Origin of the sequence: Planococcus sp. 11815 (genome assembly GCF_051096385.1) — a bacterium.
Classification (GTDB): domain Bacteria; phylum Bacillota; class Bacilli; order Bacillales_A; family Planococcaceae; genus Planococcus; species Planococcus citreus.
On sequence record NZ_CP096991.1, the window covers coordinates 1,944,616 to 1,968,046 of the forward strand.

Below are 23,431 nucleotides of genomic sequence, written 5' to 3' on the forward strand. Positions count from 1 at the left end.
ACACCTCCTCTTGCTATTGATTTTTTACATTTTCAAAGGATGAATCAATAACTCTTTGTCTTTCATCATTCGTTTAAAAATTAGTAAATAATACAATTTTAATTGTATAGATGGACCTATGCGCTGTCAACCCTGCCAAGCCGGCGCCCTTTGCTTGTAAAAAGACTGCGAAGCATTCGCTTCGCAGTCTTTACAGAAAGTCATTATAAAGTTCCAGGAACAGCCTATTCCTCTTCGTCAGTGAGCAAGTTAAAGTCTTCTGCTTCTTTCTTGTCACCTTTAGGAACGGATACTGAATAGGAAGCTGCGGTCATGCCGTAGTGTTCACGGACTTTGCCTGCAATTTCATTACGGATGTCTTCATGCTCGCGCATGAATTGCTTGGCATTTTCACGGCCTTGCCCAACTCGTTCGTTATTGTAGGAGTACCATGAGCCGCTCTTTTGGACGATATCGAGGTCTGCTGCAAGGTCAACGATCTCACCTTCACGCGAAATCCCTTGCCCGTACATGATATCCACTTCCGCTGTGCGGAACGGCGGAGCTACTTTGTTTTTGACGACTTTGATCTTCGTGCGGTTACCGATGATGTCGTTGCCGGACTTCAAAGCTTCTGCACGGCGTACTTCAAGGCGCACGGATGAATAGAATTTCAACGCACGGCCGCCCGGCGTGACTTCAGGGTTCCCGAACATGACGCCGACTTTTTCTCGGATTTGGTTGATAAATACAGCGATGGTGTTCGATTTGTTGATGGCGCCCGACAGTTTACGGAGAGCCTGTGACATGAGACGAGCCTGGAGCCCGACGTGTGAGTCGCCCATTTCGCCTTCGATTTCAGCTTTTGGCACAAGTGCCGCTACGGAGTCGATAACTACGATATCTACTGCGCCGCTGCGCACGAGCGCTTCTGCGATTTCAAGTGCCTGCTCGCCTGTATCCGGCTGGGATAGCAATAGCTCATCCAAGTTGACGCCGAGTGCTTTTGCATACACCGGGTCAAGGGCGTGCTCCGCATCGATAAATGCAGCCGTGCCGCCTGAAGCTTGTACTTCAGCGATGGCATGAAGTGAGACTGTTGTTTTACCTGAGCTTTCCGGCCCGTAAATCTCGATGACTCGCCCGCGCGGATATCCGCCTATGCCGAGTGCGATGTCCAGTGACAACGAACCACTTGAAACAGTTGAGACATTATGGCCTGTGCTTTCACCCAATTTCATGACAGACCCTTTACCGAATTGCTTTTCTATTTGTTTTAGCGCCATATCCAGCGCTGCTTTACGATCGCTCAAAAGAAATCCTCCTCTTATGTGAAAACCAATTTTCTAACTGATTTCAGTATACTAGTTTATTGAGAAATTTACAAGAAAAAAGCGAACGTTTATTCGTGTTCGTATTATTGTTTCACGAATTTGATTCTCGCTATCCTATCATTCCCCTGAATTGGGCATGAAAAAACACGCAAAATTAAATTTTGCGCGCGTCTTCATCTGCCAGTGTCCGTATCAAGTAATACAATGCCAGTTTCACCGCTCGTAAGCGATTCGTGTTTCTTAAGCCGGATAATTCGAGCCGGTAAGTATGTGTACCTTGATCGCTATCGATGCCAATCCAAACCGTCCCGGCCGGCTCTTCTCCGTGAGCATCAGGACCAGCTGCGCCGGTGAGGCTCACTGCGATGTCAGTGCCGAATTTCTCCCTGGCGGCCTTTGCCATTATGGCTGCCGCTTCTTCGCTGACAACAGAGTGCTTTTCGAAAAACTCAGGCGCTATGCCGAGCTGCTGAACTTTCATTTGCTTATTATAGGCTACGACGCCCCCATTCAATACAGCACTCGCCCCTGTAACGGATGCGAGTTCTGACTGGAACAATCCTGCCGTCAGGCTTTCTGCTGCCGAAATGGTTTTGCCTTGCTGCTTCAACAGGTCGATTGCTTTCGAAGCGAGCGAATCGTCATCATAGCCATATAAGTATTGGCCGACGCGCTCCAAGATTTCTTCTTTTGCACCGTCGATCAATTTCCATGCCTCATCCGTGGTGTCCGTTTTTGCCGTGATGCGCAGCGTGACTTCGCCGGCGGATGCCAGCGGTGCAATCGTCGGGTTGGTCTGTTTGTCCAAGATATCCTGCAGGCGGTCTTCGATTTCCGCTTCCCCGATGCCGTAAAACCGCAAGACATGCGATAGGATGATATTTTCTTCATTTAGCATCCGCACCAATTTCGGTTTTGCCTCGAATTGGAACATCGGCTCTAATTCATGCGGCGGGCCTGGCAACAACATATACATATGATCGCCGTTTTGATACATCATTCCCGGCGCCATGCCATTCTCGTTGACGAGCACTTCACTGCCCTCAAGGACAAGAGCTTGTTTTTTATTGTTTTCGGTCATCGGGCGCCCTGCCCGTTCGAAAAAGGCAGCGATCGATACCATTGCATCATCATCCATTGATAAGGTCGTGCCTAGATGGTTGGCAATGGTCTGTTTGGTCAAATCGTCTTTCGTCGGCCCGAGCCCTCCAGAGAAGATGATCAGGTCTGCACGCGATTCCGCGACAGCGATCGTTTCCTTCAAGCGCTCGGGATTGTCTCCTACTACTGTATGGTAATAGACATTGATCCCGATTTCAGCGAGATGCCCGGAAATGAAGCGGGCATTCGTATTGGTAATCTGGCCGAGCAGGAGCTCCGAACCAACTGCGATAATTTCAGCGTTCATAGCAACCTTCCTTTCATGTGGCGCTTATTTGGATGTCATAAGCCCTTTGCGGTTGGCATAGAAATAATCCCATCCGGACCATACCGTAAACAGCAAAGCGATATAAAGCATGATCTCGCCGAATGGAATGCCGACCAAGGCGAAGAGCATATTGTAAAGCAATAGCGAAATGATCGCGAATAGTTGTGTGACGGTCTTGATTTTGCCCAAGTTGCCGGCTGCCACGACTTCCCCTTCACCGGCTAGCACTAAGCGAAGGCCTGTGACGGCGAATTCGCGGCTGATGATGACGATAACGACCCATGCCGGCGCGAAGCCAAGTTCGACCAGAATGATCAATGCCGCAGAGACGAGAAGTTTATCGGCAAGGGGATCCAAGAATTTGCCGAAAGTCGTGACTAAATTGTATTTGCGTGCATAATAGCCATCGACCCAGTCGGTAGCGGACGCGAAAATGAAGATCAATGCACCGATGAAATGCGCAACCGGCAGTGTTGCACCCAGAAGCGTCATCTCTCCCCAGCCGAAATCGATAAGCATGAAAGCCATGAAAATCGGGATGAGCAAGATGCGTGAAATGGTAATTTGGTTAGGAATATTCATTTGTTTTTCTCCTTTCAATCCTTGCAGAAAAATAGCCATCGGGTGATGGCTATTCAGCATCATCAAAACGGATGACGATGTTTTGCGGTTTTCGCTCTTGTTCATACGGCACCGTTTCGCCGTTCAATTCGATTGACAACATCGAGTAATCCCCGACGCGCATAAAGATTTCCGTTTCATCAGACACATCAACGGCTTCCGTTTCTCCTGCCTCGAAAACGCGGGCGAGGCTCAGTAGTTCCACGCCGCCTTCATTCAAGACGGTCAGCCATGATGCCCCCTCTGCCGTGAATTCAAGCTCCCGGTCAGCCGGTCCAGAGAACGTATAAGTCGTCGTTTCACCCGAGACGCTCTCAAGTTCCAATTGGGCTTGTGGCTCTTCAGGTTCCGGTTGTTCTTCCGGTTCATCAGCGGGAGGTGCTTGTTCCTCGGCCGCTTCCGGCTGTTGTTCAGGTTGTTCAGCCGGTGCCTCGTATTCCACATCGCCCCCGCCTTCTTCTTCCTGTTGGACATCGTTCCCCGACGTGCTGAGCAGATAGAAATACCAAATGACCAATAGTATGAATACGATAAATAATGCTACCAACACCTTCGGCATAGATTCTGCGACGGGGCCGGAGCTGCGTTTTTTCTTCTCGGGCCTGCGCGTCAAATGCTCTGCAGGAACGGCTTCCGGTGCATCTTCCGGCAATTCGTTTTTGTGCTCCATCAACAGCGAATCGCCATCCAAGCCGACCGCTTGCGCGTAGCGCTTGATAAATGCACGCACATAAAAGCCGCCGGGGATGGCCGAATAATCCCCTGTCTCGATGCCTTCCAAATGATGCTTTTGGATTTTCGTCCGCTCATTGAGCTGTTCAAGGCTTAAGCCTTGCTCCAGCCTTGCCTGTTTCAGCTTCGTGCCCAATTGTCCCATCGTCATCACCTGCCTGGTTAAAAATTGAAACCGTCGCCGAACATATCCATCTGGTCTTTATTGTCCATAAACGTGTTTTTCTCCAATACTTCATACGTGATCTTTTCTTCCGGATGATGGCGCAATTCGATAATGTAATCGAAATCATCGATGCTGTACTCAGAATGCTCAACGAATTTATCGGGGTGCTCAACCACTTTGATGGTCGGCATGCGCATCATCTCCCGCACGAGCTGCAAATGGCGCTCATCGGCTGAACGCCTTGTGACGATGCCGTCCAAGATGAAAATATTATTGTCATTGTGTTCATCGCCCATCAATTGGTTGCGGACGGTTTGCTTGATCATCGTGGACGACAGGAATATCCATTTCTTGTTGGCGCTGACGCTTGCGGCGACGATCGACTCGGTCTTGCCAACACGCGGCATGCCCCGCAGCCCGACCAGTTTATGGCCTTCCTGTTTGAAGATTTCTGCCATGAAATCGACGAGCAGCCCGAGTTCATCCCGCACGAAACGGAAAGTTTTGCGGTCGTCTGCATCGCGCTGGATATAACGGCCATGGCGCACCGCGAGAATGTCCCGTAATTTCGGTTCGCGGAATTTCGTCACCGCTATGGTTTCGATTGTTGAGAGGATCTGTTCAAAGCGTTCGATCTGCACGTCATGCTCTGCACGCAGGAGCATGCCGCGGCGTCCTTGGTCTACGCCGTTGATGGTAACGATATTGACGCGCAGCATGCCGAGAAGCGACGCGATGTCCCCGAGCAGGCCCGGCCGGTTGACTTGGATTTCATACTCAAAATACCATTCTTTCATGCTTCACTCTCCCTCCCATATATGTGTCATCCTATGGTCCATTGCCTTTATGATAGCCTAGATTAACAACGATGAAAAGCTGGCGTACGCTAGATCAGCCAGCCGCCGTTGACACGGATTGTCTGTCCGGTAATATAATCCGCCTTGCCGCTGGTTAAAAACGCAACCGCATGGGCGATATCTTCTGGTGAACCAGCCCCAAGCGGAATCTCTTCTTCAAGTTCCAGCCAGTCTTCATCTGTCAACCCGTCATTCATTTTCGTGCGGATCAACCCGGGCGATACGGCATTGACGCGTGTGCCGGACGGCGCCATCTCTTTGGCATAGGCTTTCGTGAATGCGAGTTGTGCGCCTTTTACGGCCGAATAAGCCGTTTCCATCGAAGCCCCCGTTTCACCCCAAATCGATGCAATGAAAATGACATAGGATTTTTCATGCCTCCTGAAATAAGGCGACAACAGCCGCACCGTCTCAATCGGATTTTTTACATGGACGCGCCATAAAGCATCCTGGTCGGCGCTGCTGGTGTCCTGCAATAGGCCTGACAGCGCGTGGCCGCTCGCACAGACAACGCACGAGCTGTCGAACACTTGGTTTGCGACTTGCTGGGCGCCGCCGTCTTGTGTGAAATCGCCCTGTACCGGAATAAATTCCTGCTGCGGGTAGCGCACGCTGAGTTCCTGCGCAAACGCTTCAAGGGCTGTTGAATGGTAATGAAGATAAAGCGACCAGCCTTCCTCCGCCATCTGCTGGGCGATCGCGCCGCCGATGTCTCCCGATGCCCCGAGAATCAGAGCGAATCGCTTCACGCCTGTTCTTTCTCCGGTGATTTGATCGTGAAGACCGATTGCTGGCTTTCTGCACTGACTAAGGCGAACGCTTCCTGCAAGTCGGCCACTTCAATTTGTTCAAGCACCGGCACGACATCGAAAAGGTTCATCCCGTTGAACGCATATTGTGTAAATTGGTTAGCGATGTATTCCGGTGAATTTAGGGCGCGCATGAAAAACCCGATTTTCTTGCGTCGCACGCGATCCAGGTCTTCTTGACCGAACGGCCATTTTTCCACTGCCTGATGAATTGCTTTTTTGACTTCTTGCGCAAACTTTTCAGGATGATTCGTGTCCGTACCGATTAGTGCATAACCGAATCCGCTTTCCAACGAATAGTCGAATGAATACGATTCATCGATCCAGCCATTTTCGTAAGCTTCATGGTAGAAATTCGAAGTTCTGCCAAACAATAATTCGTAAGCGAGCTGCGCGGACAATTCATGCTTGAGCATTTCCGGGCCGTGCAAATCAAGCCGCTCCGGTTTGATTCCGACAAAGACTTTCGGTTTTTGGACCGCCATTTCCAATGTGCGTTCCTTGACCGCCGCTTCTTTCGGCTCATCCGGGAAAATGCGCTCAATCGGTGCAGGCGCATCGAATGTTTTCGCCGCCTGGTTGTCTTTGACGAATTGCATCATGCTTTCAGGCTCAACGTTTCCGACGATGAACAGCGTCATATTCGACGGGTGGTAGAACGTATGGTAGCACGTGTAGAGATGTTCCGCCGTGATGTGCTGAATCGACTCAACCGTCCCTGCGATATCGATTTTGACGGGATGGTTCTTGTAAAGATTCTCGATCATGCCAAAATACAGGCGCCAATCGGGCTGGTCGTCATACATGGTGATTTCCTGTGCAATGATGCCTTTTTCCTTTTCTACCGTCTGCTCTGTGAAATATGGGCTTTGGACAAAATCCAACAAAGTGGTGACGTTTTCCTGGATGCGCCCTGTCGCTGAAAAGAGATACGCCGTCCGTGTGAACGAAGTGAACGCATTAGCGGAAGCCCCGTTTTTGCTGAACTCCTGGAAAATATCGCCTTCTTCTTTTTCGAACATTTTATGCTCGAGGAAGTGGGCGATGCCATCCGGCACTTGAATCGCTTGCTTTTCACCGAGCGGTACGAAATGGTTGTCAATCGAGCCGTATTTTGTCGTGAACGTGGCGTAGGTTTTCGAAAAACCGCGTTTTGGCAAGATGTAAACCGTCAAGCCATTTGGCAATTGTTCTTGATAGAGTGTTTCTTCGAGTTGATTGAATTCCATTTTATTCATCACTTGCTTCCTCCTTGCCAGACAAGAAATACGTCATTTGCAAACTCATATTGTTTGCGGCCTGCGCAATCTGTTCTTTTGTCACGCTTTCCCATCTTTCGATCAAATAGGCAGGTTCAAAGTCTTCCGAAAGTTCCATGTATTGATCGTAAATATCGATTTGGCCTCTTGCCGAATCGAGCGCTTCTTTTAACTGGTTGGTAAGCAATGCTTTCGTCTGCTCCAACTCGGTATCGGTAATATGACCTTGTTTGATTTCATCCAATTGGCCAAGGATCAGCGAAACGGCTTTTTCTTCCAGCTTACGGTCGATCCCGGCAAGGACGAACATCAAGCCGAACTGCGATGCATAGGAACTCGAGACGTAATACGCCATGCTTTCCTTCTCACGGATATTCGCGAACAATTTTGAGTGCGCATATCCACCGAAAACGCCGTTCATCAATTGCATGACCGGGAAATCCTCATCGCGGAAGGTGACCGGCGTGAAGAACATCATATGCAATTTCCCTTGTTTCATGTCCTCATATTCCAGCACGCGGGACTGTTCAGGCGGCTGCAATTGGCTTTCTGCTTTTTCAGGAAGTTCTTTGCGGTCGGTAAAATGGAAATAATCGCGGATATGCGAAGAGATCAATTCCGGTGAAACGTCACCCACCACATAAATCTCCACTTCGTTATTTTCCAACATATGATGATAAGCAGCGACAAGCGATTCATTCGTCACTTGCTTGACTTGATCGATCGAACCGTTCGAAGTGATCGAAGCTGGATGGCCGGGAAGCCCCAGTTCCATCATGCGCTGCTGGGCGTAACGGGTTTTGTCATCAAATACCGATTCGATGCGCTGCACGATGGATTCCTGTTCGCGCTTGAAGATGCTTTCCTTGAACAGGCCATTCTCGAAATTCGGCTTGAACAGGACGATATACATCAAATTCATCACTTTTTCAAGAACGCCTTCATCCGATAGATATTGGTCGTTGACAGTTTCGACATTCAAATTGACGATATGGTCGTCTCCGCGTTTGGTGGAATCTATGTATAAGGAAGTTCCGTATAAATCATCAAGCACCATGCGCAGTGCTGTATGGGATGGGTACATTTCATTGCTGTGCTGCAAAACATTCGCCAGGATTGCGCGCTCGGAAGCATTTTTCACGGTGAGCCGGTCCTTGAAGCGGATCGAGAAATTAATGGTCTTGAATTGCGTCGTTTCATGTACGTGGACATGGACGCCTTGTGCAATCTTCTTTGTTTCAAACATGTTGGATCCCCTCTCGTGATTCTTACACTAACTATACCGGACTTTTTCCTTTAAATGCAATGAAACCGGAGGAAACAGCTGGAAAAAAGCAGGTGAATATCAAGCGCCTGCCCGATTATGCGATTTCCGTGCAAAATCTTGGCTTCCTGCGCTTTATTTAATGAAGGGTTTTTACAAATCGCCTATAGCCGTTGCTTGATTTTCTCCATAAAAAAACTGGCGGGGAACTCCCCGCCAGTTGCTTTTTCCCGCTGATTCGCGGTGTTGTTTTTAACGCTGACCTTTGATATACGGTTTGCCGTTCGCTTTCGGCGCATTGGCGCGGCCGATAAAGCCAGCCAGTGCGAAGATCGTCAAGACATACGGCAAGATCAACAGGAAGACGTTCGGAATTTCCTGGATGTATGGAATCGAAGAACCGACGATGCTCAAGGATTGTGCGAAGCCGAAGAACAAAGCTGCGCCCATCGCACCGAGTGGATGCCATTTCCCGAAGATCATCGCAGCCAGTGCCATGAACCCTTGGCCGTTAATTGTCGCATGACCGAAGTCCCCAGTAATCGTCTGCGCGTAGATTGCGCCGCCGATTCCCGCAAGAGCGCCGGAAATCATGACCGCAACATAGCGCATTCTCGCGACGTTGATCCCCATCGTATCAGCTGCCATCGGATGCTCCCCGACTGCACGCAAACGCAAGCCGAACGGCGTCTTATAGATGACGAACCAAGCGAGAAATGCAACGCCGATCGCGAAGAAGGACGTATTGTACACCGACGTGAAGAATAATGGGCCGATGACAGGAATCTCAGATAACACCGGCACGTTATAGCGTGCAAAGCGTTCGCTGATGAAATCCGTCTGGCCTTTATCGAAAATGCTCTTAACCAAGTAAAGCGCAAGTGCAATCGCCAATAAGTTGATGGCAACCCCTGAAACGACTTGGTCTGCGCGGAATGAAATCGATGCGACGGCGTGTAGCAGCGACAATAAAAGCGCTGCGACCATCGCGGCAATCAATGCCAGCCAAGGCGTCATTCCGCCGAATGTATCCGCGAACAGCAAGTTGAACAATATCCCGACAAATGCACCGATGACCATCAAGCCTTCAAGGCCGATGTTGACGACGCCCGAGCGTTCAGAGAACACTCCGCCGATTGCGACAAGAATAAGCGGTGCTGCGTAGAAAATTGCCGAAGGGACGATGAAATATAGGATTTCCAAAAAGCTCATATCACTTCGCCTCCTTCTTTTTGCCGGCCGCTCGGAGCAGCAGCAAACGAATGATATAGCCGGATGCTACAAAGAAGATGATCACGGCGATGACAATTTCAACAATCTCAATCGGAATGCCCGCAGCATTCGGCATGTTGAGTGCGCCGTATTTCAAGGAACCGAATAACGTGGCCCCGAAAACGACACCAAGCGGCGTATTCATCCCAAGAAGCGCAACGGCGATGCCGTCAAAGCCGATTCCGGTGAAACCGCCTTTGGACGAAACATACTCAAACGTCCCGAGCGCTTCCATCGCGCCTGCAAGACCGGCAAATGCACCGGAAATGACCATAGCCATAATGATATTTTTATTGACATTCATCCCTGCATATTCAGAAGCGTGCTGGTTAAAGCCGACCGCTTTCAGCTCGAAGCCGAGCGTCGTCTTCTCCAAGATGAACCACATGACGGCGACCATGATTAGCGCCAGCAATAAGCCCAAGTGCAAACGGGAAAATTCCGTCAAGTTCTCCAGGAATTCAGAACGAAGGGAAGCACTGGCGAAAATGCGCTCTGTGCGGTCTCCCCCTTCGGATACCGTTCGGATCAAAGCATTGGTAACGTGAAGGGCAATATAGTTCATCATGATGGTGACGATAACTTCGTGTACGCGGAACTTGGCTTTCAATAACCCCGGAACAAAGCCCCATAATGCCCCGGCTACAGCCGCTGCCAAAATCGCCAGCGGCAAATGAATGATTTTCGGCAGTTCAACCGCTACGCCGACATAAGCTGCAGCGAACCAGCCGACGATCAATTGCCCTTCGACCCCGATGTTAAAGAGCCCTGAGCGGAAAGCAAATGCCACGGCTAAACCAGCCAATAGATAAGGTGTAATTTGGCGAAGCGTTTCGCCAATTGTGTAAAGGTCTCCAAATATACCGTTCCATAATGCGGCATAGCCTTCAATCGGGCTATAGCCGCTGACGAGCATGATGATTGCGCCTACGATCAGGCCGAGCACGACGGAAACGATCGGGACCAGCAAGTTTGTCGCTCTATTCGACACGGTGCTTCCCGCCTTTCTTGTCTTTGTCCGCATGTCCTGCCATGAGAAGACCCAGTTGTTGTTCAGTCGTTTCTTCCGGAATGACCACATCTACGATCTCACCGTCATGGATGACGGCGATGCGGTCTGAGACGTTCATGACTTCATCCAGCTCGAAGGAAATCAATAGGACCGCTTTGCCGTTATCGCGCTGTTCGATCAAGCGGCTATGGATAAATTCGATAGCACCCACGTCCAAACCGCGCGTCGGGAGCGCTGCAATGAGCAGATCTGGATTGCGGTCCACTTCACGGCCGATAATCGCTTTTTGCTGATTCCCCCCAGACAACGCGCGTGCCGGCTCATGCGGACCTTGCGTCCGGACATCGAAATCCTTGATGATTTGCTGGGCTTTTTCTGTAATTTTGTTATAGTCCATGATTCCCGACTTCGAGATCGGCGCAGTATAGTACGTTTGCAGCGCAATATTATGGCCGATCGGGAAATCAAGTACCAAGCCGTGCTTATGGCGGTCTTGTGGAATATGGCCGACGCCGGATTCAGTCACTTTCCTTGGCTTCATGCCGGTTACGTCCTTGCCATGAATCAGCACTTTGCCACTTTTGACTTTGCGCAGTCCGGTAATCGCTTCGATTAATTCCGATTGGCCGTTGCCATCGATTCCCGCAATTCCGACAATTTCACCTTTGCGGACAGTCAGATTCAAATTCTTTACCTTGGCGATGCCACGGTAGTCTTCGACGACAAGGTCTTGAACGGTCAAGGTTTCTTCTGTCGGGTGTGCCGGGCCTTTTTCGGTCTTGAATGTCACTTGGCGGCCGACCATCAAAGCAGCCAATTCGTTCGGGTTCGTTTCCGCCGTGGTGACAGTGCCGATCCCTTGGCCTTTACGGATGACCGTGACGCGGTCTGAGACGTCCATGATCTCTTTCAATTTATGGGTGATGAGAATGATCGATTTGCCTTCAGCGATCAAACGTTTCATGATCTGGATCAATTCCGTAATTTCCTGCGGTGTGAGCGAAGCTGTCGGCTCGTCGAAAATCAGGATTTCCGCACCACGGTAAAGTGTTTTCAAAATTTCCACCCGTTGCTGCATGCCGACTGAGATGTCTTCGATGATGGCGTATGGATCGACATTCAATCCATATTGCTCCGATAACTTCGCCACTTTCTGAGCGGCATCTTTTTTGTTCGTCACGCCCATCTTTGTCGGCTCGCTGCCGAGAATGATGTTTTCGGTGACGCTGAAATTCTCGACCAGCATAAAGTGTTGATGCACCATGCCGATTCCGAGATCGTTCGCTACGTTCGGGTTGGAAATGTCCACTTTCTTCCCTCTGACGCGGATTTCCCCGCCTTCTGGTTGATACAATCCAAACAAGACGTTCATCAAGGTGGATTTTCCTGCCCCGTTCTCACCGAGCAGTGCATGAATTTCCCCTTTTTCAAGCTGCAGGGTGATATTGTCGTTGGCGACAAAGTTCCCGAACTCTTTGCGGATATTCAGCATTTCAATAACATATTCCACGGTTCTCACTCCCTCGGAGACTGGTTAGTTCTTTTTTTAAATGAATTAATACATGAAAGGCTTCTTTTGTCAGAAACCTTTCATCTATTAATCTTTCGAAAAATAGACGAAAAAAAATCATAAAGACCGGATACCCGGTCTTTATGATGACCGTATTTAACTACAGCTTATTCAGAGACTGTTTCAGGAACTTCGATTTCTCCTGAAATCACTTTCTCTTTGTATTCTTCAATCTGGCTCATGACATCTTCTGGAATCGCGCCGCGTGAATCCGCAAGAGCTACCCCTTCATCAGACAAGCCGTAAGTGATAGTTTCCCCGCCTGGGAATTCACCGTTCATTGCTTGTTCTGAGATGTCGATAACTGCATTGTCAACGCGTTTCAATACAGAAGTCAAAGTAACGTTCGCATCGCCAGTTTGGCCCTCTTCGTATTGGTCAGCATCAACGCCGATAACCCATACGTTTTCGTCAGGATTGGCTTCTTTGCGTTCTTTGGCTTCAGTGAATACGCCGTTACCAGTTCCGCCTGCTGCGTGGAAAATAATATCAGCTCCAGCGCTGTACATACGGTTTGCTGTCGTTTTACCCAATTCCGCTTTATCAAAAGCACCTGTATATTGAACATCGACTTCGATTGAATCATCAACAGCTTTTACGCCTTCAAGGAATCCAGCTTCAAAGCGCTCGATAACCGGGATTTCCATACCGCCGACAAAACCGATTTTGTCGGTTTCAGTTATCAATGCTGCAGCAACACCTGCAAGGAATGCGCCTTCTTGCTCTTTAAACATGACACTTGCCACGTTTGGAGCATCCACTACTGCATCGATGATAGCGATTTGTGCATCCGGCTGCTGCTCAGCGATTTCCTTAACAGCACCTTCCATCAGGAAGCCGATACCGAAGACGACATCAAAATCACGGCGGATCAAGTTGTTCAAGTTGGTGTTGTAATCAGCGTCGGAAGCCGACTGGAGGTAATCAAACCCGCCATCGCCTTTTTCAAGGCCATTGTCTTCACCGAATTTTTGGATGCCTTCCCAAGCTGATTGGTTGAAGGATTTATCATCCACACCGCCGACATCTGTAACCATTGCTACAGAGAAATCACTTGCTTCTTCAGTGCCTTCTCCGCCTTCAGCAGAGTCGCCGCCGTTTGAAGTGTCTTCTTCGCTTCCGCATGCTGCAAGAACTCCAGCCGCCAGCATTAATGATAAACCTACGCCAAATTTACGTTTAATCAATGTGATAACCCCCAAGGTTTTTTTGATAATAGCAGGAATCAGATGTTTACAGCCGTTTGCGAACTACGTGGAAACTGAATTTATCAGCCCGGAAATAGTTCTTGGAATACAGCACCAAGCGATCGTTTTCATCGTAATGATGCTGTTTTAATACGAGTAATGCAGTTTCTGGATCGCATTCAAGAATCGGCGACGCTTCTTCATGATACCCTGTTGGGTCAATGAAAGTTACCGCATACGAGATGCGGATATCGCCGGATTCTTCAAGCGCCGAGAAGATGGAACTTTCTTTGCGCCCGAGAAAACCTTCTGGCATATAGACCGAAGGCACTTTGTCGATGCAATAGACGACAGGCTCCCCGTTTGCCGTTCGGACGCGTTCAATGGAAATGACAGTATCATCCGGATTGCAATGAAAGCGGTTAACATCTTCTTCAGAACAAATGGACTCCGAAGTGCTTAAGTAGACCACTCCGGGTTCCATTCCCGCCTGGCGGATCATATCGGAAACGCTTGTCAATTCCTCGATGCCCGATGAAAAGACCGGTTTCGAATTGACAAACGTCCCGACTCCGTGGCGCCTGACGATTACATTATCTTCTTCCAGGAGCCGCAGCGCCTCGCGTAGAGTCGCACGGCTCACTCCAAGTGATTTCGATAATTCGAACTCGGATGGCAATTTCTCTTTCTCTTTATAGACACCCGAAGCAATATCCTGCTTCATTCGATCGATCACTTGGAGATACAATGCACGGTGATCCGATTTGATTGTCATACGATTCACCACCCATGACAGAGATCAGACATCTGATGTAAAACATTCCTACTAATCAGAATTACTATACCATTTAATAGAAATGAAATAAATAGCAATTTGTCGAATTCTGCGAATTTTCCTCCACAAGCTTTCTCAAATACTAAACATTTTGTCACAAATCAGCCATTGGCGGGTTAGTATTCTTCCTGCTTAGGAACCAGGACATGCCGTGGCTTACTGCCTTCATAAGGTCCGACGACCCCGCGCTGCTCCATTTGGTCTATAATCCGGGCGGCACGGGAATAGCCGACACGGAAACGGCGCTGCAACATGGAAACGGAGGCTGTCTGCATTTCTGTCACCAATTGAACCGCTTCGTCGTATAATTCATCAGTTTCTTGGTCGACGCTTACTTCTTCGACATCCGACGGGATCATGTCTTCCTGGTACTGCGCTTTTTGCTGTTCGATGGAAAAGTCGACGATTTTCTCCACTTCAGTATCCGACAAGAACGCCCCTTGCACGCGTACCGGTTTTGACTGTCCGGCACCAAGGAACAGCATATCGCCGCGGCCGAGCAATTTCTCTGCCCCGCCCATGTCGAGAATGGTGCGTGAATCGATTGCGGATGATACCGCAAAGGCGATGCGCGACGGGATGTTCGCCTTGATGACGCCCGTGATGACGTTGACGCTCGGGCGCTGTGTAGCGATGATCAAATGGATGCCGGCAGCACGCGCCATTTGCGCAAGCCGTGTGATGGCATCTTCTACTTCGTTAGACGCGACCATCATCAAATCCGCCAATTCATCGACGATGACGACGATAAACGGCAGCTTCGGATGTTTTTCATCATTTTCTGCATTGAATGTGTCGACATAATCATTATAGCCTTCGATATTGCGTGTGCCGGTATGGGAAAACAGCTCATAGCGCCGTTCCATTTCCGAAACGATTTTCTTCAAGGCTTGTGCCGCTTTGCGCGGGTCCGTCACGACCGGCGCGAGCAGGTGGGGAATGCCATTATAAACATTCAATTCGACCATTTTCGGGTCGATCATCATCATCTTCACTTCATGCGGCTTGGCGCGCATGATGATGCTCGTGATGATGCCATTGATGCACACCGATTTCCCGCTGCCGGTAGAACCTGCTACGAGCAGATGGGGCATTTTATTGAGCTCGGTCATGACTGCCTGGCCCGTCACATCGCGGCCGAGCCCGAATAATAGTTTCGAGTCGGGACGATTGTTTTCTTCCGATTCCAATACTTCCCGAAGACTGACGACTGCGACTTCGGTATTTGGCACTTCAATGCCGATCGCCGATTTCCCGGGGATCGGGGCTTCAATGCGGATATCTCGGGCGGCAAGCGCCAATGCCAAGTCGTCGTGAAGGCTGACGATTTTGCTGACTTTCACGCCGACATCCGGCAGCACTTCGTATTTTGTGACGGCAGGCCCTAGATGGACTTGCGTCACTTTAGCGCGAACGCCGAAACTTTGGAAGGTTTTCTCGAGTTTTTTGGCGTTTTTCTGGATGCCCGAATACTCGCCACTTTGGTCGCTATGCGGCGGCAAGGTCAAGAGATCGATTGGCGGCAACGCATAATCTTCATTTTCCGCCTCCTCTTTCATCGACATGACCGGCTCTTTCAAGATCTCTCCCGTTTCTGGGTCAACATGCCTGATTTCCTCAGAAGCTTCGGTTTTCGGTTTTTCCTCTTCCGGATTCTGGCGCTTCGGCTTGACCTTTTCCGTAAAGGCCGAAATGATTGGCTCTTTTTCCGTTTCCTCTTCCGGCTCGCGCTCGGTCTCCTGATCAAAGACCAGCGTCGTCTCTGTCTCTTCCAGCGCGTCGTCGTAAGCCAATTGCTCGTTCATTTCCAACACTTTTTCAGGCGCATTTTTTCTGCGCGGCTGTTTTTTCGCCGGCTTGCGTTCCGGCTTGAAGCGTTCTGCGAGTGACCGCATCGCTTCGCCGACTACCGGCAAGCGCTCTGCAATAACGGGCGCAGCCGTTTTGCCGGTCAAGATGATGGCGCCAATCGACAATAAGATGATGGCGATGACCCATGTGCCAGCTGTCGCAAATAGCACGTGAAGCAACGCATATAGCACAGCGCCGAAAAATCCGCCGCCAGTTGCTTCGTAATTGCCCCAGATCGTGCCGGTCATTTGCGTCATTTTCGATGTTTCCGACAAGACATTTGCAGTAGTGATCGGCAAGATCGAACCTGCTGCCCAGATTAAATGGCTGATCAATAAAGCACCGGCAAGGAGAAACATAGAGCCGGCTGCAATTTTTGCGCGGATTTTCGGCAGCCCGCGTTTGACCATGATGTGGAGTGCGGCTGCGATCAATGCCAGTGGTGCGAGAAAAGCTAAATAGCCCAGCAGATACTCAGCCATATTATTGAACATGCGGCCGACCAAGCCGAGCCTAAAGACCATCAAGATCGCGATGCCGATCATGATGAGGCCTGTCACTTCATAGGCGATCATCGGAACCGGCTGGCGCTTCTTCTTCGCTTTCGGTTTCGGTTTTGTGCGCGGCTTGGTACGCGGCTTTGTGGTAGTGGTTTTTTTGTTCGTACGGCTTGGCGCCATGGGATTCCCTCTTTTCTTACGTAATGAAAAAGGATTCCTGCCGATAAAATCGGTATGGAATCCCTTTACTTGTATTCTTAGTATTCCATGATGATCGGAATGATCATCGGACGCCGTTTCGTCTGCTGATACAGATACGAATTAAGCGTGTCGCGGATTTCCTGTTTGATGTTGTTCCATTCGAACGCATCGCGCGTCACGTATTTATCGACGACTTTGCGCACCAATTGGCTCGATTCATCAAGCAATTGCTCCGATTCGCGAACATAGACAAAGCCTCTGGAAATGATCTCAGGCCCTGAAGCGATGCGTTTTTCCTTGCGGTTCAAGGTAACAACGATGATAAAGATGCCGTCTTGAGACAAAAGCTTACGGTCGCGGAGCACAATATTGCCCACATCCCCGATGCCGATTCCGTCGATCAAGACATTGCCTGTCGTGACACGGCCGCTCATGCGGACTTTTTCTTTTCGGTATTCGACGATATCACCTTTATCGGCGATGAAGATATCCGATTTCGCGATGCCGACTTGTTGTGCCAATTTCGAGTGGGCGATAAGCATTTTGTATTCCCCTTGGATCGGGACAAAATACTTCGGCTTCATCAAGTTCAGCATCATTTTCAAATCTTCCTGGCTGCCGTGGCCGGAAACGTGGACTTTCTTGTTGGATGTCAGCACTTTCGCGCCGGCTTTCGCCAATTTGTTCATAGTCTGGAACATCGGCACTTCCATGCCTGGCGACGGTGTGAACGTGATCAATACCGTATCCGTTTCATTGATGCGGACATCTTTATGCTGGCGTCTGACCATTTTGTCGAGCGCTTCAAGCGGTTCGCCCTGGTTGCCGGTCACGATGATGACGACTTCATCGTCATTGTATTTCTCCAAGTCTTTCAAGGAAATGACTGTGTCTTCGTCGACTTCCAGATACCCGAGTCGCAAGCCGACTTCATAGCTCTTCTCCAGGCTTTTGCCGATAACGGCTACTTTCTTGCCCGTTTGATGCGCGATATCGAACACTTGCTGGATACGGATGAAGTTTGATGAATAAAGTGATACGAGAATGCGCCCCGGTGCCTGGTGGAATGCCGTCAAGATATGATCGGCAACGACCGTTTCAGACGTCGTATAGCCTGGGCGTTCGGCTTCGGTGGAATCCGACAACAGCATCAAGACGCCGTCTTCGCCAAGCTTCGCCATTTTGGCATAATCCGGGCGGTAGCTGCCTTGCATCGACTGGTCGAATTTGAATTCCCCGGTGTGGACGATTGCGCCTTCCGATGTATGGAAGACGATTCCGAGCGCATCCGGGATGCTGTGTGTCGTATGGAAAAAGGTGACGTGTGTTTTATCGAAATTCATGCGGCTCTTGTTGGTGACTTCAAAGAATTTATGGTGCTTAAGCGAACCGAGTTCTTTCACGTGTTCTTTGGCCAGCGCGATGGTCAGCTTCGAACCGTAGACCGGCGCTTGGACTTTCTTCAATAGATAAGCAATCGACCCGATCGCATCTTCATGGCCATGCGTCAGGAAAATCCCTTTGACACGGTCTTTGTTTTCTTCGAGATAAGTGACGTCCGGAATGACGATGTCGACGCCAAGCATCTCATCTTCCGGGAACATCAACCCGCTGTCGACGACGAACAGGTCATCGTCGATATCGATGACGTACATCGCTTTCCCGATCTCTCCTACTCCGCCAAGCGGAATGACTCTAATGACTTCGTTTTTAATTTTACTCAATTGATTTCCTCCTAAAAATATTTCACCCGTACAGATCCATAAACTTCATTATACGGTAATCACCGGTAACAGTCCAAAGAAAAAATATCCGCAGCCATTCCCCCCACATGGCTGACGCAAAACCATCCGTTCGTGAAACAAAAAAAGCCACCCAGAGACACGAGGAAGACATGACTTCCAAGCGGCACCGGATGGCCAAAGATTTCACATGCGCCAGCAGATCACCCGCTACCGGATGATTGCCTGACAGCTTACAGCAATTGTTCTTCGATGAGCGCTTCGGCGATTTGAACCGAGTTCAACGCCGCGCCTTTGATCAAATTATCGGAGACGATCCACAAATGATAGCCGTTCGGGTTGTCGAGATCTTTGCGGATACGGCCGACGAACACCTCGTCTTTCCCGGCTGCCATCAACGGCATCGGGTATTCCTGATTGGCGGGATTATCTTGTAGCACGACGCCTGGCGCGCCGCTCAGCGCCGCTCTCACTTGCTCGAGGGACGGTGCGTCATCCAGTTCCACATAGACGGATTCGGAGTGGCCAGTTACGACCGGCAAGCGCACACATGTCGCCGCGACTGCCAAGCCTTGGTCGCTCATGATTTTCTTCGTTTCGTTAATCATTTTCATTTCTTCCAACGTATAGCCGTTGTCTGCGAATTGGTCGATTTGCGGCACTGCGTTGAAGGCGATCGGATAATGGCGATCGGCTGACTTCACAGGCAAGACCTTCGCTTCGGCAGTGGCTGCGTTCTCAAAATCCGCTGACTGTTCTTTCAACTCATTGATTGCATCAATTCCTGCACCAGAAACCGCCTGGTAAGTGGAAACGATGATTTTCTGCAAGCCGAACTGCTCTTTTAGCGGCTGCAATGCGCACACCATTTGGATCGTCGAGCAATTTGGGTTGGCGATCACGCCGGAATGGCCTTTTAGCGCTGATTTATTCACTTCAGGGACGACGAGCGGTACATCTTCATTCATGCGGAATGCGCTCGTATTGTCGACGACGACTGCGCCGCGTTTTACGGCTTCAGGTGCAAACTTTTCCGAGATGCTGCCGCCTGCGCTGAACAAAGCGATATCCACACCTTCAAATGATTCGGGCACTGCTTCCTCTACTGTATAGGATTGTCCGTTGAATTCGATTTCCTTGCCGGCAGAGCGTGCAGAAGACAGGAATTTGATGTCCCCTACAGGGAAATTGCGCTTCTCCAGCTGGTCTTTCATTTGCTGACCGACGGCACCGGTTGCGCCCATGATCGCTACATTATAGGTTTTCACTCGACTCTCTCCTTCTTGGCTAATTTGCGTTATTGTAACATAATTTATCGCGTTAATGTGACAAATTGTCGCAATTCCTGCTCTTTCATTGGGAACGGATGATGGAGACGGCAGGCGCAGTGGCAGTCAATTGCATCAAATCCAGCACATGCTCACGCTTCACTGCATCGATCAAGTGGATGATGTCATCCGCGGACTGGTGTTTGCCGTGAAGCAATTCATATTTGCCGTTGCGGCTCATTCTGGAGCCTGTGCTTTCTAGCCCAAGCAGCAAATTGCCTTTCAATTGCTCACGGGAATCCGTAATTTCCAAGTCGCTGATGTCCCCTTCTCGCATGCGCTGCAATGATGTGCGAATCAATTCTTCTACTTCTCCAACTTGATGGTCGGCAGTGCCCCCGTAAATGGCGAGCGTACCGTGGTCCGAATAAGCGGAATGGTAGGAATAGACCGAATAGGCAAGACCACGGTCTTCTCGGATTTCTTGGAACAAGCGGGACGACATCGAGCCGCCGACGATATTGTTCAATACCGCCAGCGCAAACAGCTGATCATCCTGTAGCGACAGCCCAGGATACCCGAGGCAAATATGGGCTTGTTCCGTTTCTTTGTGCTTGATCGATTGGCCGGGCACGAAAGTAGGCATGACATGGGCATTTTCCGGGCTTTTCCGTTCAAATGACCCGAATAAAGTTTCGATTTGGCTGAGCAATTTGCCATCGATATGGCCTGCCACGGAAATGACCGTGTTCGATGGGGTGTAATGGCGCTCCATATAATCCAAAATCTGCTGTCTTGAAAAACGGTCCAGTGTTTCGGCGGTACCTAAAATCGGTGCGCCGATGGCATTGTCGGGATACATGACCCGCCATAATTGTTCATGGACATCGTCATCCGCCATATCTTCGGTCATGCTGATCTCCTCTTTGACAACAAGCCGTTCTTTATCGATCTCTACTGGATCCATCACTGAATTGAAAAACATATCCGCCAAGACTTCGACTGCGAGCGGCGCATGATGGTCAAGCACTTTGGCGTAATAGCACGTATATTCTTTTGAAGTATAGGCATTCAAATCGCCGCCAATGCGGTCGAATTCCCGCGCGATATCTTTGGCGCTGCGTTTTTCGGTGCCTTTGAACAAGAGATGTTCAATGAAATGCGTGATGCCGTTTTCTTCCGGGCGCTCATCACGTGACCCTGTATTGACGAATACCCCGACCGATACGGAGCGGAAATGCGGAATATGTTCAGAAACGATACGCAAGCCATTTTGGCAAGTATAAGTGGTAACCATTGAAAGCCCTCCTGTATATGAAAAAAATTGCCGGCGAGTGCCACCGGCAATTTTTCCAATCTGTTTTCATTTACTGTTTCAAGCCTTTTCGGCTGCTTCTTTTTCTTCTTTCAAAACCGTTTTGCGGGACAAGTTGACGCGTCCTTGGCGGTCGATTTCGATGACTTTGACTTTGATGATATCGCCCATCTTCAAGACATCTTCCACTTCTTTCGTCCGCTCTTCCTGGATTTCGGAAATATGGAGAAGGCCGTCTTTGCCCGGGAACAATTCAACGAATGCACCGAATTTTTCGATGCGCTTGACTGCGCCTTCGTAATATTCGCCGACTTTCGCTTCGCGTACGATATTCTCGATCATCGCTTTCGCTTTGGCGTTCATTTCTTCATCAACAGAAGAAATGAAAATCGTGCCGTCTTGTTCGGTATCAATCTTGACGCCTGTTTCATCAATGATTTTATTAATGACTTTTCCGCCAGGCCCGATGACGTCACGGATCTTATCCGGATTGATTTTCACCATGATGATCTTCGGCGCAAATTTCGACAAAGTCGTGCGCGGTGTATTGATCGTAGCGATCATCGATTCGAGAATGTGCAAACGGCCGATTTTCGCTTGCGTCAATGCTTCTTCTAAGATCTCGCGGGACAAGCCGTCGATTTTGATATCCATCTGCAAGGCTGTGACGCCTTCTGCGGTTCCGGCTACTTTAAAGTCCATATCGCCGAGATGGTCTTCCATCCCTTGGATATCGGAAAGAACCGTGTAGTTCTCGCCTTTTTTCACAAGGCCCATCGCAATTCCGGCAACAGGTGCTTTAATTGGCACACCTGCATCCATCATCGCCAAAGTAGATGCACAGATACTTGCTTGTGATGTGGATCCGTTCGATTCCAATACCTCGGAGACCAGGCGGATCGTATATGGGAAATCTTTTTCATTTGGAATGACTGCTTCAAGCGCACGTTCGCCTAGAGCGCCGTGGCCAATTTCGCGTCGGCCGGGGCCGCGCAGGAAGCCGGTTTCCCCAACGGAGAACAACGGGAAATTATAATGGTGCATAAAACGCTTCGTCTCTTCCAAGCCGAGGCCATCGATGATTTGCACATCGCCGAGAGCGCCGAGCGTACAGATGCTCATCGCTTGCGTTTGGCCGCGCGTAAACAGGCCGGAACCGTGAGTGCGCGCAAGGACGCCAACTTCAGAAGAAAGCGCGCGGATTTCAGATGGGCCGCGGCCGTCCGGGCGAATCTTTTCATCTGTGATCAGGCGGCGCACTTCATCTTTGACCATTTTATCGAGCACTTGGCCCGCTTGTTTCTTGATATCGTCTTCTGAATCTGCATATGCTTCAAGCGCACGTTCGCGGACAGCCGCAATGGCTTCATTGCGCGCCTGCTTTTCGTTCACTTGAACGGCAGCATTCATGTCTTTTTCCACAGCCGTTTTCAGTTCAGCCGTCAAGTCAGCGTCCAGTTCGTACAATTGAACTGCTGATTTCTCTTTAGCCACTTCCGCAGCAATTTCTTCCTGGAAAGCGATCAATTTCTTGATTTCTTCGTGGCCGAACATGATTGCTTCAAGGATCACTTCTTCGGACACTTCTTTGGCACCGGCTTCTACCATATTGATGGCGTCTTTTGTGCCGGCAACCGTCAAGTTGATCGAGCTTTTCTCCATTTGCTCGCCTGTTGGGTTGATGATGTACTCGCCATCCACCATCCCGACGATGACGCCCGCGATCGGCCCGTCAAACGGAATGTCTGAAATCATCAATGCTAAGGAAGACCCGAACATCGCTGCCATTTCAGATGGGCAATCCTGGTCGACTGACATGACCATTGAAATGACTTGCACCTCGTTGCGGAATCCGTCTGGGAACAACGGACGCAGCGGACGATCGATCAAGCGGCTGATCAATGTCGCTTTCTCGGATGGGCGCCCTTCGCGTTTAATGAATCCGCCCGGGATTTTCCCGACAGCGTATTGGCGCTCTTCGTAGTTCACCGTCAATGGGAAGAAATCCAAAGGCTTCGGTGATTTTGATGCGGTTGCAGTGGACAGCACTGCTGTATCGCCATAACGGATCAATGCCGCTCCGTTTGCTTGTTTTGCCAGTTGACCGACTTCGACCTTCAGTTCGCGGCCAGCCCAGTCAAATGTGTAAACCTTTTTTGTTTGCTCCATAGTCGAGCTCCTCTCTTACCGTGTTTCGTGTAGTATGTATCTTTAAATAGTGTATCAAA

General features: G+C 49.8%; 18 protein-coding genes. All 18 read right to left on the minus strand.

Features of this window, described 5'->3' with window-relative positions:
* Positions 1 to 224: 224 nt before the first annotated feature.
* The 18 genes from recA to pnp all read right to left on the minus strand — a co-directional run bounded on the left by recA (position 225) and on the right by pnp (position 23,372).
* Positions 225 to 1,292: a recombinase RecA gene (gene recA, locus M1Q06_RS09965; protein WP_121297633.1), complete on the minus strand. Its 1,068-nt coding sequence runs from the start codon at positions 1,290 to 1,292 to the stop codon at positions 225 to 227.
* A gap of 175 nt (positions 1,293 to 1,467) precedes the next feature.
* Positions 1,468 to 2,721, minus strand: coding sequence for a competence/damage-inducible protein A (locus M1Q06_RS09970; protein WP_121297634.1), 1,254 nt, complete (start codon positions 2,719 to 2,721; stop codon positions 1,468 to 1,470).
* Positions 2,722 to 2,745: 24 nt separating this feature from the next.
* On the minus strand, positions 2,746 to 3,324 hold the full coding sequence (pgsA, locus tag M1Q06_RS09975) for a CDP-diacylglycerol--glycerol-3-phosphate 3-phosphatidyltransferase (protein WP_211654416.1): 579 nt from the start codon (positions 3,322 to 3,324) through the stop codon (positions 2,746 to 2,748).
* Positions 3,325 to 3,373: 49 nt separating this feature from the next.
* Positions 3,374 to 4,240 carry a RodZ domain-containing protein gene (locus M1Q06_RS09980; RefSeq protein ID WP_434399497.1) on the minus strand — a complete coding sequence of 289 codons (867 nt, stop codon included), beginning with the start codon at positions 4,238 to 4,240 and terminating at the stop codon, positions 3,374 to 3,376.
* Positions 4,241 to 4,257: 17 nt separating this feature from the next.
* Entirely contained in the window at positions 4,258 to 5,058 is an 801-nt protein-coding gene (locus M1Q06_RS09985) for a YmfK family protein (protein ID WP_058380490.1), read from the minus strand.
* 89 nt (positions 5,059 to 5,147) lie between these two features.
* On the minus strand, positions 5,148 to 5,867 hold the full coding sequence (gene ymfI, locus M1Q06_RS09990) for an elongation factor P 5-aminopentanone reductase (RefSeq protein WP_434399498.1): 720 nt from the start codon (positions 5,865 to 5,867) through the stop codon (positions 5,148 to 5,150).
* Positions 5,864 to 7,165, minus strand: a complete 1,302-nt coding sequence (gene yfmH, locus M1Q06_RS09995; protein WP_121297637.1) for an EF-P 5-aminopentanol modification-associated protein YfmH — start codon at positions 7,163 to 7,165, stop codon at positions 5,864 to 5,866. Before yfmH ends, ymfI begins: the two co-directional genes overlap by 4 nt.
* Positions 7,158 to 8,432, minus strand: coding sequence for an EF-P 5-aminopentanol modification-associated protein YfmF (gene yfmF / locus M1Q06_RS10000; protein ID WP_434399499.1), 1,275 nt, complete (start codon positions 8,430 to 8,432; stop codon positions 7,158 to 7,160). Before yfmF ends, yfmH begins: the two co-directional genes overlap by 8 nt.
* A 270-nt stretch (positions 8,433 to 8,702) precedes the next feature.
* Entirely contained in the window at positions 8,703 to 9,662 is a 960-nt protein-coding gene (locus M1Q06_RS10005) for an ABC transporter permease (RefSeq protein WP_121297639.1), read from the minus strand.
* Position 9,663: 1 nt separating this feature from the next.
* The gene (locus tag M1Q06_RS10010; RefSeq protein WP_274623705.1) at positions 9,664 to 10,713 is read right to left on the minus strand and encodes an ABC transporter permease; all 1,050 of its coding nucleotides are present in this window, start codon (positions 10,711 to 10,713) and stop codon (positions 9,664 to 9,666) included.
* Entirely contained in the window at positions 10,703 to 12,244 is a 1,542-nt protein-coding gene (locus M1Q06_RS10015; RefSeq protein ID WP_274623706.1) for an ABC transporter ATP-binding protein, read from the minus strand. Before M1Q06_RS10015 ends, M1Q06_RS10010 begins: the two co-directional genes overlap by 11 nt.
* 167 nt (positions 12,245 to 12,411) lie before the next feature.
* Positions 12,412 to 13,491: a BMP family lipoprotein gene (locus M1Q06_RS10020; RefSeq protein WP_434399500.1), complete on the minus strand. Its 1,080-nt coding sequence runs from the start codon at positions 13,489 to 13,491 to the stop codon at positions 12,412 to 12,414.
* A 46-nt stretch (positions 13,492 to 13,537) separates the two neighbouring features.
* Positions 13,538 to 14,266: a GntR family transcriptional regulator gene (locus M1Q06_RS10025; protein WP_058380482.1), complete on the minus strand. Its 729-nt coding sequence runs from the start codon at positions 14,264 to 14,266 to the stop codon at positions 13,538 to 13,540.
* Between the two features lie 176 nt (positions 14,267 to 14,442).
* Positions 14,443 to 16,857 carry a DNA translocase FtsK gene (locus M1Q06_RS10030; RefSeq protein WP_434399501.1) on the minus strand — a complete coding sequence of 805 codons (2,415 nt, stop codon included), beginning with the start codon at positions 16,855 to 16,857 and terminating at the stop codon, positions 14,443 to 14,445.
* A gap of 77 nt (positions 16,858 to 16,934) precedes the next feature.
* Positions 16,935 to 18,602, minus strand: a complete 1,668-nt coding sequence (locus M1Q06_RS10035; RefSeq protein WP_101805104.1) for a ribonuclease J — start codon at positions 18,600 to 18,602, stop codon at positions 16,935 to 16,937.
* Between the two features lie 251 nt (positions 18,603 to 18,853).
* On the minus strand, positions 18,854 to 19,864 hold the full coding sequence (locus M1Q06_RS10040; RefSeq protein ID WP_241663181.1) for an aspartate-semialdehyde dehydrogenase: 1,011 nt from the start codon (positions 19,862 to 19,864) through the stop codon (positions 18,854 to 18,856).
* Positions 19,865 to 19,973: 109 nt separating this feature from the next.
* Positions 19,974 to 21,185 carry a M16 family metallopeptidase gene (locus M1Q06_RS10045; RefSeq protein ID WP_121297644.1) on the minus strand — a complete coding sequence of 404 codons (1,212 nt, stop codon included), beginning with the start codon at positions 21,183 to 21,185 and terminating at the stop codon, positions 19,974 to 19,976.
* Positions 21,186 to 21,263: 78 nt separating this feature from the next.
* Positions 21,264 to 23,372, minus strand: a complete 2,109-nt coding sequence (gene pnp / locus M1Q06_RS10050; RefSeq protein ID WP_434399502.1) for a polyribonucleotide nucleotidyltransferase — start codon at positions 23,370 to 23,372, stop codon at positions 21,264 to 21,266.
* Positions 23,373 to 23,431: the final 59 nt, after the last annotated feature.